General features: G+C 51.5%; 3 protein-coding genes and 2 pseudogenes. 2 read left to right on the top strand and 3 right to left on the bottom strand.

Annotated elements, in window-relative coordinates:
* Window positions 1-48: 48 nt before the first annotated feature.
* Window positions 49-8,199, top strand: a pseudogene (locus RDY34_RS00780) (ESPR-type extended signal peptide-containing protein); the annotation flags it as partial.
* A gap of 387 nt (window positions 8,200-8,586) precedes the next feature.
* Window positions 8,587-9,534: a YadA family autotransporter adhesin gene (locus RDY34_RS00785; RefSeq protein ID WP_301000209.1), complete on the top strand. Its 948-nt coding sequence runs from the start codon at window positions 8,587-8,589 to the stop codon at window positions 9,532-9,534.
* A 623-nt stretch (window positions 9,535-10,157) separates the two neighbouring features.
* Here RDY34_RS00785 and RDY34_RS00790 read toward each other — a convergent pair.
* From RDY34_RS00790 to RDY34_RS00800, 3 genes and pseudogenes are all read right to left on the bottom strand, one after another.
* Window positions 10,158-10,358 (bottom strand): annotated as a pseudogene (locus RDY34_RS00790) (hypothetical protein); the annotation flags it as partial.
* 373 nt (window positions 10,359-10,731) lie between these two features.
* Entirely contained in the window at window positions 10,732-13,488 is a 2,757-nt protein-coding gene (gene gyrA / locus RDY34_RS00795; RefSeq protein ID WP_003751074.1) for a DNA gyrase subunit A, read from the bottom strand.
* Window positions 13,489-13,527: 39 nt separating this feature from the next.
* Window positions 13,528-13,656 carry a hypothetical protein gene (locus RDY34_RS00800; protein ID WP_265094118.1) on the bottom strand — a complete coding sequence of 43 codons (129 nt, stop codon included), beginning with the start codon at window positions 13,654-13,656 and terminating at the stop codon, window positions 13,528-13,530.
* Between the last annotated feature and the right edge of the window lie 24 nt (window positions 13,657-13,680).

A 13,680-nucleotide genomic window follows, 5' to 3' on the forward strand; every position in this document is an offset into this window, starting at 1 on the left:
CCGGAAGCATCAAGAGCGTGGGCGGCGTATTGAAAACAGAGAGAATCAATGAACAAAATTTTCCGTGTCATTTATAGTCAGGCAACCCAATCTTGGGTGGCAGTGTCGGAATTGACAAAAGCACATAAAAAACAAAGTTCATCAAATGCACAAAAAAATGCAGTGAACATTTCGGGAAGCGTTTTCAAATCCTCCGTTATCGCCTTAGGGTTGTTATCAGGCGCAAATACGGCTTATGCCGTCAATACGGCGGGGCAAGGACAGGGAACGGCAGTGGCTTGGGGTTCTAACTCAAGTGCGGATTCGGCAACATCTGTGGCTATTGGTAATAATTCGAGAGCCAATAATCCGGATGGTATAGCCATTGGTGCAGGTGCATATAATGACCGCGTGGGTGCTGATGGCGCGATTGCTATAGGTAAGAGTGCACACAATAGCCAAAAAGAATCTATTGCCATTGGTGTGTCTGCTAATAATGTGGGCAATAATTCAATTGCCATCGGTAATACGGCCCAAACACAAAATGGCTCAGAAGCGATTGCTATCGGTAGCAATACGGTGGCTAAACAACAATCTGTTGTTTTAGGGAATAATGCTACTGCAGTCAGTAAAGCCATAGCTATAGGTTATACGGCAAGTGTGTCGTCTGAAGGTGGTATCGCGCAAGGATATGGTGCGTCTAGTACTAACACCGATGCAATAGCACTGGGAACTGGTGCTAAATCTGGAGGCGGTGGATCAGTTGCCCTAGGTCAAAAAGCGGATGCTATGGGAAATCACTCTCTTGCAATAGGTCCTTTAGCAAAGGCAAGTGCAGCCTTGGGTGACGCTATAGCAATTGGTTTTAATAGTGAGGCTAAGGCATACCGGTCAGTGGCGATTGCTAATGAATCTGTTGCCGAAGGGGAAAACGCTGTTTCTATTGGTTGGTATGCAAAAGCTATTGGAACAGAAAGTGCAGCCTTGGGGGATCATGCACAGGCCAAGGCAGAACACTCAATGGCTATAGGCTCTAACTCAAATGCGCGGGAAGAGAATGCCATTGCCTTGGGTACGCAGGCAGATGCGGCAAAACGAAACGCGCTGTCTTTGGGTACTTCTTCTCATGCAGGTCAGGACGCGGTAGCAGCCGGATATAAAGCGGAGGCGGCAGACAGGTCGGTAGCGATTGGTTCTGAATCAGCATCGCTGAATGAAGCAGATATTGCGATAGGTAAAGGGGCGAGAGCGATTGGTTTGCAAGGGGCAATCGCGGCCGGTCTCGGTACAAGGGCAGTCGGGCATTCCTCTATTATGATTGGCGGTTCGGATATTTCGGAGGCGGCAAGCCAAACTGTCAAGTATGACGAAGAAGACCATACAAAAGTGACAGACGTTATCGTGGATGAACTCATTAATGGTGCAAAGGTGAAGCGTCATTACAAAGTTATCGGTACGGATACAAAAAGCGGCACGCTTGCCGCCGCTTATCATGAGTTGACTGGAAAAACAATGGACACGACTACCTTGGATTACTCCAAGGTAACAAACGGTCATTCCTCCATTTCCCTCGGTATCCACGCCCTGTCTGAAGGGAATTTGGGTACGGCAATCGGCACGGGTGCGCGTGCCAAAAGCCTCGGCTCAATCGCGCTCGGCGCGGGTGCGGTGGCAGACCGTCAAAATGCCGTGGCAATCGGCACCGGTTCGACAACCGAATTGCAAGGCTCGCGCCAAACCGACGTTTCCTACAACGCCGCCGGAGCGATTGTCTCTTCTGATTCGCCCGATGTCGCCTATACCTTCAAATGGGCGGGCGGTATCAACACTTCCGCCGGCGACGTGGTGTCTTTCGGTAGCGCGGGCGCGGAACGCCAGTTGAAAAATGTGGCGGCGGGTCGTGTGGCAGAAGATTCAACAGATGCCATCAACGGCTCGCAGTTAAACTCCGTGGCGCGCAAAGTGGCATCCGGCTGGCAGGTTGCCGGCGATGACAAAACCAAAGTCTCCGGCATAGGATCGGACGATCAGGTCAACTTTATCAACGGCAGCGGCACGACGGTAACGGTAACGGATCAGCCAGCGGTAAAAGAAACCGTTACCGAAAACGGCAAACAGGTTGAAAAAATCAAAACCCCGAAAGGCGCGAACGTCAAATTTGATGTCGATACCGATAATAAAACAATCACTGTCGGCACAGACGGCAAAGTGAAGGCGGTTACAGGCTCGATAGAAGAGGTGACAGATACCAATAAAACCGGAACGGAAAAAGCCGGCCAGGTGCGTGTTGCAGATACGGAAAAAGGCAAGCTGGCGACAGTCGATGCAGTGGCAAATGCCGTCAACAGCGCGCATTGGAAGGCCGCAGCCGCAGGCAACGGTGTAACAAACGATACTGCCGACAAAGTCAAAGCCGGCGACACGGTTACCTTCAAAGCAGGCAAAAACCTGACGGTCAGCCATACCGCCAACAGCTTTGAATTTGCCACCACCGATACGCCTGAATTTACCAGCGTCCAATTCGGCAACAACGGCCCGAAAATCACCAACGATGGTGATAACTTAAAAGTCACTAAAGCGGATGGCACAAGCCCGACCAAAATCACCAACGTAGCTAACGGTAGCGATGACAACGATGCTGTAAACGTAAACCAATTAAAAGCAAGCGGTTGGAAAGTTGCAGGAAATAACAAAACTGAAGTTGACACCATCAATCCAAGCGAGCAAGTGAATTTCTTGGATGGTAGTGGCACAACCGTAACTGTTGAAAAAGATAAAGGTGCAGACGGCAAAGAAAACGGCAACGTCAACGTGAAATACGATGTGAACGTTGGCAATGGTTTACAGACGGCAAACAATACTATTTTTGTAAAACCAGCGGATAGCACAATTACCGTTGGTACAGATGGCGTGAAAGTAAACACGGGCGATATTGCAACGGAATCAACGGGTAAGGCAACAACTGCACTAGATAAAGCGATTGCAGAGGCGACCAAGGAATTGGATGAAGCGACCAAGGCTGGAGATGCTACTGCACAGCAAAAAGCACAAGAGAAACTTGATGCTGCAAATAAAGCAAAAGCTGATGCGGGCAAACAGATTGCGACGGTAGAAAATGTTACTGAAGCCATCAACAAGGCGGGTTGGAATGCCATTGCTGCTAAAACTGGAAATGGAGAGGTGTCAGGCGAAGCAACGCAACTTGTGAAACCGGGCGAAACCGTTACATTTGAAGCAGATAAAAACATCAAGATTGCTCAAGATGGAAGTAAATTCACATTCTCGACAAAAGATAATGTTGAATTTAAATCTGTCAAAGTCGGCGAAGAAAAAGACGGTAAAAAACCGGTCAGCTTAACAACCCAAGCGGCAACAACTGCCGATAATAATCAGACAGCCCCGACGACCGCGTTGAATATCAGCAGCGGCACGGGCGCAGATGCGAAACCGACGCAAATTACAGGTGTAGGTTCGGTGTTGAATATGGTGACAAATGCCGACCAACAACCGAAATTGGTTAATTTAGGAACAGCTCACGGTCAAACAGCATTAGACAATAACATACTAAACTCTGCCGCCACTGTGCGCGATTTGGCGAATATGGGCTGGAAAGTTTCGTCAGATAAAACGACGGGTGCGGAAGATAAGTCATACAGTGATGTGGTGAGAAATGCGGACGAAGTGAAATTCGTCGGCAAAAACGCCGCCAAAGTATCGGGTAAAACCGAGAACGGCGTGCGCACCATTACCGTTGATGTGGAAGTGCCTGATGTAAAAACTGCCAAGCTGGTTTCAAGTACCGACGGTTCTGTGATTGCGCCGTCAACTGATTCCAAACTTCAAGACGCATTAAAAACTGCAAAAGACGAGTTGGCCGCATTGCATAACACTGCAACTGAAGCGGAAAAAGAAGCGGCTGAGAATAAAGTCAAAGATGCCGAAACCGCATTAAATAACGCTGTAGATAATAGAGGCGTTGCTACGGCTAAAAATGTTGCGGATATGATTAACAATTCCGGCTTTACGCTGAAAACTTCCGCCGCTGCCGATGGTAAGAAAGATGACAAATCGACAGGCAGCGAAGTCATCAAGTCGGGCAAAGCCGTTGAAATGGTCGCGGGTAAAAACTTAACCGTGAAACAAGAAGCTAACGGTAAAGTAACTTACAGCCTGAATCCGGAATTAATTAACCTGACCAGCGCAGAGTTTAAAGGCACAGGCAAAAATGCGCCGACCACCAAACTTACCAATGCAGGCATAACCATTACTTCGGCAACTGCAGGCAAGCAACCCGTTTCATTGACCGAAAACGGCTTAAACAACGGCGGCAATGCGATTTCTAATGTAGCCGGCAACCTTGACGGCGCGAAAACCGGTACAACCGCGCCGACAGATTCGGCAACAAAACCGACCGCACTTACCGAAACCAATGCGGCAACCGTAGGCGATGTATTGAATGCAGGTTGGAACTTGCAAGAAAAAGGCGCGGCAAAAGATTTTGTCAAAGCCTACGACACCGTAAACTTCGTACAAGGCGACGGCACGGACGTGTCTGTCAGCGTGTCTGCCGACAAGCAGACCTCGACCGTGAAATATAGCGTCAAAGCCGACGGCAACTCTTTGGAAGTCGGCGCAAACGGCGTGAAGGTCAAGGTTTCAGACGGCATCAAGACCACGACGGACGGTATTGCCGTGAAAGCCGCCGATAAAACGCTTACCGTCGGCAAAGACGGCGTAAAAGTCAATACAGGCGCGATTGCCGCAGCAAATGGCGGCGATGACCAAACCATCAATCGCGGCAAGGTAACCGTTACCCCAAAAACCAAGGCAGACGGCACGACGGAAACACAGGCGGAGGCGGAAACCCGCGCCGCTTCCGAAATTGCCACAGTGAAAAACGTTGCGGATGCAATCAACAGCGCGGCGTGGATTGCCAAAGTGGAAAATACGGACGACAGCGTGGACACGCCGACCGAAAACGATAAAGGCACGGCAGTCAAGGCGGGCGACACGTTGAACCTGAAAGCGGGCAAAAACCTGCGTGTCAAACGCGACGACGGCAACATTACCTTTGCTTTGGCGAAGGACATTACGGTTGAAACCGCCAATGTGGAAAACACGCTGAGCATCGGCAAAGACGGGGCGAAAGTCAATATCGCAAGCGGTGCAAACGGTCTGACCCTCGCCGGCACGAAAAACGCCGACGACGGCTCGACATCGGTCTATCTGAACGGTATCAAGCCGACCCTGACCGACACCTTGGCAGGCGGTACGACCGCCCATATCGTCGGCAACATTGATGCCACCGCCTATCGCCGCGCCGCCAGCGTTCAAGACGTGTTAAACAGCGGCTGGAACATCCGGGGCGCGAAACAGGCGGGCGGCAAGGTCGAAAACGTCGATTTCGTCCGCACCTACGACACCGTGGACTTTGTCAGCGGCAATAAGGCGACGACGGATGTTACCGTTGTTGCCAAAGAAGGCGGCAAAGGCGCAGTCGTTACCATTACCGCCATAAACGAAGCCGGCAGCATTACGACAGCGGACGGCAAGGTTGTCGTCGGCACAAACGGAAAGGCAGACACAGACTCTAAAGCAGGGGACAAAGTGGCAAAAACCGGCGATGTGGCAAACGCCATCAATCAGTCGGGATGGAAAACCAATGCGACCAAAATCAACGGCGCGGCGGTAACCGACGCAAACAAAACCCAATTAATCAACCCGGGCGATGCCGTCAATTACGAAAACGGCAACGGCACGGTTGCCAATGTGGAAGTTACGCAAGGTAAGGACGGCAACCCCGATACCGTCAGCGTGAAATACGATGTCAAAGCCGATGGCACGACCATCAAAGTGGGCGACGACGGCAAAGTTACAGCTGTAACGGGCGAAACCGAAGCCGTAACCGCCGATGCAAACGGCAAGAAAAAAGGGCAGCTTAAAGCCAAAGACGGCGACGGAAGCAAGCTCGCCACGGTGGAAAGCGTCGCCAATGCCGTCAACAGCGCGAAATGGTATGCGAAGGCGGACAACGACCAAACCGCCACTGTCAGCGATAAGGGTAAAACCACCAACGACGATGGCGCAGAGATGGGCGCGGGCGACGCGTTGACGCTGACGGCAGGCAAAAACCTGCGCGTCAAACGTGACGGTAAAAACTTCACGTTTGCCACCGTCGAAAAACCGGAATTTGAAGGCGTAACTCTGAAAAAAGGCGGCAACACCGTCAATATCGCGCCGACTGCAAACGGTTTGGACTTAAGCAAACAACCCGCTGCGGCAGGTGGTGCGGCTCAACCGGTGAGTATTACAGGCGTAACTAGCGGTTTAGCGACTTATCCTCAAGTTGGCAACAAAGATACGCCACAAACAGGCTTGGTTGATTTAAGCAAACCGGCTACAGGCACTCCGACAGTGGGCGACAATACCGCCGCCACCGTGGGCGACTTGCGCGGTATGGGCTGGGTGCTTTCTGCCGATAAGAAAACAGACAATCTCGCTGAGACTTACAACGCGCAGGTAAAAAATGCCGAAGAAGTGAAATTCGTGGGTGCGTCGGGCGTTATCGTTTCCGGTAAAACAGAGGGCAATGTCCGCACCATTACAGTGGGCGTGGATCACCAGCTTGCGACGAACAATTCGGTCAAACCCGTGGAATATACCAAGAAAGACGGAACAAAAGTCTATCCGAAAACCGTAACCAATGGCGGCAAGACGGAAACCAAGTTTTATCCGAATGCCGACGGTACGGGAGACGAAGTGCCGGCAGGCGACGTAATCGTTTCGGTCAACGGCGCGAACGGCACGACATCTCCGACCACTTTGTCGAATGTCAAATCAAACCTCCCTGAAACACGCAACACGGCGGATGCCGGCAATCCGGCAAGCAAATCGCAATCCGCCCCGACAATCGGTACGGCGGACGGCAATGTGAATGCGAACAACGCCGCCACTGTGGGCGACATCTTAAACAGCGGCTGGAACCTGAAGGGCAACGGAAACGCGGTTGATTTTGTCAGGGCGTATGACACCGTGAACTTTGTAAACGGCAAGGGAACGACGGTCAGCATCGAAACCGACGGCAAGGAAAGCCGGGTGAAGGTGGATGTGGATACGGGTGTAATCACTGCGGAAACCAAAGACGGTAAAGCTACGGGTAAAGTTGCAGGTCCGGTTGCTAATGCTGCGGATTTATCGAAAGCAATCAAAGATGCTCAAGATGAATTGGCGAAAGCAGTAGATGAACAGGCTAAGAAAACGGCTCAAACTAAACTTGATACGGCAAATAAAGCGGCAGATGAGGCAGGTTTGAACAAAGTGGCAACCGCCCAAAATGTTGCAGATATGATTAACAACTCCGGCTTTACGCTGAAGACTTCCGCCACTGCCGCCGCCGACAATCTGACTGCCGACAATACCCTGAAGAACGACGGGGAAGTCATCAATCCGGGTAAAACCGTTGAAATGGTTGCAGGTAAAAATCTGACTGTGAAACAGGATGCGGGCGGCAAAGTCACTTATGCGACCAAAGACGACGTTGAGTTTGCAACCGTGAAAATCGGTAAAGATGAAGACGGCAAAAAACCGGTCAGCCTGACGACGGAAGCAGCTAAAGAAGCATCCAATAACGATGTGGCAAACAAACCGGCAACGGCACTGAAAATCTCTTCAGACGGCAAACCGGCCCAACTTGTCGGCGTGGCATCGGTGTTGAATACAAGCAAGGTAACTACCAAACCGGACGGCGATAAAAAGGCGGACGGTACGTCGGCAGAGTCGAAAACGGAAAAACTGATCGACTTGGCAGGTACAGATGCCGCACCAGTCAATAAAAATGCTGCCGCAACCGTAGGCGACCTGCAAAGTATGGGCTGGGTGGTATCGACCAAAGACGGCAACGGCTACACCGATGTCGTGAAGAACGCTAACGAAGTGGACTTCAAAGGAGGCAACGGTATTGAAGTTACCGGCACAACCACCGATAAAGGTGTGCGCGAAATCACCGTCTCCATCAAAGAAGGCGAAGTAACCAACTACGTTACCGTAACCAAAGCAGACGGTAAGAAAGTCGATGCAGTCAAGATCGGCGATACGCTGTACGAACGCGATAAAGACGGCAAACCGAAACGTGACGAGTCAAACAATTTGATAACCGTTACACCGGCGGCAGGCGATACCGTTGAAAACAAAGGTTCGGGTTTTGTAACCGGCAATACCGTGGCGAACGCAATCAACAAATCCGGCTGGAACGTCGGATTGGCAAAAAAAGCCGATGCGGATGCGGCATTCGGCGACAGCAAATACGCGCAAGATGCGGGCAAGCCGGAAAAAGTGAATCCTGACGACAATGTACACTTTGCCAACGGCAACAATACCGTCGTTAAAGCGGCAACGGTTGAGAAAGTCAACAAAGATGGTAAGACCGTAACCAACACCTACATCAGAGTAGATGCCGAGTTGCCGATAAGCCAGATTTCCGCTGTCGATGAAAACGGCAATAAAGTGGTTAAAGATGCAGACGGCAACTGGTATCTCAGCAAAGCCGACGGTACTGCCGACAAGACCCAGCCTAAAGTCGATCCGGCGAAAGTCCGCCAGTCTGCCAGCATGGATCCTGAGAACAAGGGCGACCGTTATACGCCGCTTGCGAAACGTTCCGACGATACCGCGCTGACTGCCGATCAGAAAGACGCATTGTCCAAGCAGCAGAACCAATATGCCAAAGATGCTGCCGACAAGATTGCCAAAGAGCTGAAAGGTCAGCCTCAAGCCGTTGTCGAAGCTGCTCAAAAAGCCGCAGCAGAAGTCGCACGGGTTGAAGCGAAAGACAAATACCTGAAAGACAACGGTTTGGATAAAGGCATCGGCGGCACGGTCATTACCAATGTTGCTTGGGGTCAGAAACCGGACGATGCCGTAAACGTCGATCAGCTGCAAAACAGCGGTTGGAATTTGGATTCCAAAGTAGTTAAAGGTTCTTCGGGCAAAGTCATCAGCGGCAATGTTTCGCCGAGCAAGGTAAAGATGGATGAAACCGTCAACATTGATGCCGGCAACAACATCGAGATTACCCGCAACGGTAAGAATATCGGCATCGCCACTTCGATGACTCCGCAGTTTTCCAGCGTTTCGCTCGGTGCGGGGGCGGATGCGCCGACTTTGAGCGTGGATGGGGACGCATTGAATGTCGGCAGTAAGAAGGACAACAAACCCGTTCGCATTACCAATGTCGCCCCGGGCGTTAAAGAGGGGGATGTTACAAACGTTGCACAACTTAAAGGCGTGGCGCAAAACTTGAACAACCGCATCGACAATGTGGACGGCAACGCGCGTGCGGGCATCGCCCAAGCGATTGCAACCGCAGGTTTGGTTCAGGCGTATTTGCCCGGCAAGAGTATGATGGCGATCGGCGGCGGCACTTATCGCGGCGAAGCAGGTTATGCCATCGGCTACTCCAGTATTTCCGACGGCGGAAATTGGATTATCAAAGGCACGGCTTCCGGCAATTCGCGCGGCCATTTCGGTGCTTCCGCATCTGTCGGTTATCAGTGGTAAGGGCTTTTTCGCCTGTCTGCTGTTTGGGATAGGCGGAAAATCTGAAGGGAAGGGCGGCGATTTGCCGCCCTTTTTATTTGGGTGTGCCGCATTTTCAACCTATGCCGTCTGAAAGGGTCTTCAGACGGCATAGGTTTGTATGGGACAAAAGGATCGGCCTGCTTTATCGGAATTTCCCTGACGGCTGAGTTCCGCTTTGAAGGACGGGAAGGTTTGGTTTATTGGCTTCTTTCTAATTCGGGCAAGATGCTGGATGTGTTTCATTGTATTTCCTTTTCGGTTGAAACCCCGCCCTTTAGAGCGGTAGAATCAGACTTGATTTGGGAGTGTGTAACCCCTTCCAAATCAGGACGACACATAGGGCGACGCTTTATGTGTCGTCCTGTGTGTTGAAACATATGCAATCCTATGCCGAAATATTCTCAAACCATCTTTCAGTATTGGTGTTCCACGGAGAACCCTTCGGTCGGTTTTGGACATTCCTATTTCTGAAGTAAAAAAGCCGATAAAACATCTGTATTGGAGCAGGAAATCTGGCGTCCATTCCGTGTTGTTGAGCAGGGCAGTTCCATAAAAAATGCCGTCTGAAAGGCTTTCAGACGGCATTGCTTTAAAACGGCAGGTTAGAAGCGGTAGTTCAAACCGAAGACAAACTCTCTGCCGCGTTCGTAGAACGGTACACGCCCGTCGCCGTCGGGGAAGCGTTGGCTGTGTGAACGGTATTTTTTGTTGCCGATATTATTGACGGCAAAGTTGACGTTCATATTGCCTTTGCCTAAAGGCTGCCGGTTGGCATAAATGTCATGTACGCCGTAGCCTCTTTTAAGGGATTTGACTGTACCTTTTTTATTAACATATTGTTTTATTAGGAATTTATTATATCCTTACAATATTGTTTTTCTATAACCTTTAAAAAGGATGCAATATGCTTTTGATAAGTTAAAGTCGGGAAGCTGTTTTCAAATTTTATAGTGGATTAACAAAAACCAGTACGGCGTTGCCTCGCCTTAGCTCAAAGAGAACGATTCTCTAAGGTGCTGAAGCACCAAGTGGATCGGTTCCGTACTATCCGTACTGTCTGCAGCTTCGTCGCCTTGTCCTGATTTTTGTTAATCCGCTATATTGTGAGAAGCTGGATGACGGATGAGGGAAAAATAAATGCCGTCTGAATCTTCAGACGGCATCGGGAGATGATTTTCAGTTCTCGGCTTCCGGTTCGGTTACACTGGAAATTACAGAAGCGTCGGAGAGTTCGGATTCGGATTCGTCTTCGGCAACACGTTCCAGCGATACCAAGGTTTCGCCTTCATCCAAGTTAATCAGTTTCACGCCTGCTGCGGCGCGGCCGGTTTCGCGGATTTGTTCGACTTTGGTGCGGATAAGCACGCCGCCGCTGGTAATCAGCATCAAATCGTCGGTTTCGCCGACCAAGGTTGCAGCGACCAAATCGCCGTTTCGTTCGCCGGTATTGATGGCGATATTGCCTTGTCCGCCTTTGTTTTTGCGGCTGTAATCGGCAATCGGGGTGCGTTTTCCGTATCCGTTGGCGGTGGCGGTTAAAACTTGCAAACCGCTTTCTTCGGTTTCAGGAGCGAAGGTAATCAGGCTGACGATTTTGCCGTCGGCGGGAAGGCGCATACCGCGCAAACCGCCGCTGCCGCGGCCGGACGGGCGAACACCGTGTTTGCCGCTCGGCAGGGCGTTTTCGCTGTCAGCGGTTTCGTCTTCGATGCCGTCTGAAACCTCGGTTTCGATGTCGGCATCTTCCGCTTCGTCGTTGCCGGATTTTTCCCAGTATTCGTTGAAGCGGATGGCTTTGCCCAAGTTGGAGAACAGCATGATGTCGTCCGCACCGCCGGTTTGCGCGGCGCCGACGAGGTAGTCGCCTTCTTTGAGAGCGATGGCTTTAATGCCTTGGGCGCGGACGTTTTTAAAGGCGGAAAGTTGGACTTTTTTCACCATTCCCTGCGCGGTGGCGAAGAAGACGTATTGGTCTTCGGGAAACTCGCGTACTGCCAAAATCGCGCTGACTTTTTCGCCTTCTTCCAACTGGATGACGTTGTTTATCGGACGGCCGCGGCTGTTGCGTCCGCCTTCGGGCAGCTTGTAAACCTTAATCCAGTGGCACTTGCCCAAATTGGTAAAGCACATCAAATAATCATGCGTGTTGGCAACAAACAGGGTTTCGATAAAGTCTTCGTCTTTGGTGGCGGCAGCCTGTTTGCCGCGTCCGCCGCGACGCTGCGCCTGATAGTCGGTGGTCGGCTGGATTTTGATATAGCCACCATGTGTCAGGGTAACGACCATTTCGCGTTGCGGAATCAGGTCTTCATCGGCAATGTCGCCGCCGAACGGGTTGATTTCGCTGCGGCGTTCGTCGCCGAAATTGGTTTTGGTTTCTTCCAATTCTTCGCGGATGATTTGGGTGATGCGTTCCGGTTTCGCCAAAATGTCCAAATAGTCGATGATTTTTGCCATAATGTTTTTGTAGTCGCCGACGATTTCTTCTTGGTCGAGACCGGTCAGGTTGCGCAGGCTCATGCGCAGGATGGCGTCGGCTTGGATTTCGCTCAGATAATAGCCTTGTTCCTGTAAGCCGAGATTGGCGGGCAAACCTTCGGGACGCGCCATGCGCAGGTCGAGGTCGGTACGGCTCAACATGTCTTCCACCAAGCCGCTGCGCCATGCGCGGGACAGCAGTTTTTCTTTGGCTTCAGGCGCGTCAGCGGATTCTTTAATCAACCGAATCATCTCGTCGATATTGGACAAGGCGACGGCTTTACCTTCGGCGATATGGCCTTCATGACGTGCTTTTTTCAGGCGGAACAGGGTGCGGCGGGTAACGACTTCGCGACGGTGGCGCAGGAATTCCGCCAAAATCTGTTTCAGGTTCAGCAGGCGCGGCTGACCGTCCACCAAGGCAACCATGTTGATACCGAAGCTGTCTTGAAGCTGGGTGAGTTTGTAGAGTTGGTTTAAAACGACTTCGGCGTTTTCGTTGCGTTTCAATTCGATAACGACGCGCATACCGGATTTGTCGGATTCGTCGCGCAGGTCGGATACGCCTTCCAAGGTTTTTTCGCGCACCAGTTCGCCGATTTTTTCCACCAGCTTGGCTTTGTTCACCTGATACGGGATTTCGTCGATGATGATGGCTTCGCGTTCGCCGTTTTTGCCTATGGGTTCGATATGGGTCTTACCGCGCATAACAACGCGACCGCGGCCTGTTTTATAGCCTTCGCGCACCCCGCTCAAGCCGTAGATGGTTGCCCCAGTCGGGAAATCGGGGGCTTGCAGGATGTTGATCAATTCGTCGATTTCGGTTTCGGGTTCGTCCAAAAGACGCAGACAGGCGTTGATGGTGTCGGTGAGGTTGTGCGGCGGGATGTTGGTCGCCATACCGACGGCGATACCGGACGAGCCGTTGACCAACAGCGCGGGGAAGCGGGTCGGCAACACCAGCGGCTCGTGTTCGCTGCCGTCGTAGTTCGGGCCGAAATTGACGGTTTCTTCTTCGATGTCCGCCAGCATTTCGTGGGCGATTTTCGCCATGCGGATTTCGGTATAACGCATCGCTGCTGCGCCGTCGCCGTCAACCGAGCCGAAGTTGCCCTGACCGTCAATCAGTACATAACGCATCGAAAAATCCTGCGCCATGCGTACGATGGTGTCGTAAACCGCGGAATCGCCGTGGGGGTGGTATTTACCGATGACGTCGCCGACGATGCGCGCCGATTTTTTGTAGGCGGCATTCCAGTTGTTTTTCAGCTCGTGCATGGCGTACAGCACGCGGCGGTGTACGGGTTTGAGACCGTCGCGCACGTCCGGCAGTGCGCGCCCGACAATGACGCTCATGGCGTAGTCGAGATAGCTTTTTCGCATCTCGTCTTCAAGGCTGACGGGCAGGGTTTCGAGGGCGAATTTGTGGTCGTTTCGGATGGTTGCGTCGGTCATGGTTTCAATGTTTCGTATGGCAAAAAATTGTTGCTTATTTTAGCATATTTCAACATGAAACGGTGCGGCGGCCGGATATGCCGTCTGAAAGGCACGGGCAAAATGCGGCGAGAAGCGTCCGGCTTCCACAAATTTGTACAGGCGGCATTTCAGACGGCATCGGGGCATAATCCTTTCCATAGGAAAACGGGA

The organism is Neisseria polysaccharea (genome assembly GCF_963392925.1).
In the GTDB taxonomy this organism is placed as follows: Bacteria; Pseudomonadota; Gammaproteobacteria; order Burkholderiales; family Neisseriaceae; genus Neisseria; species Neisseria polysaccharea.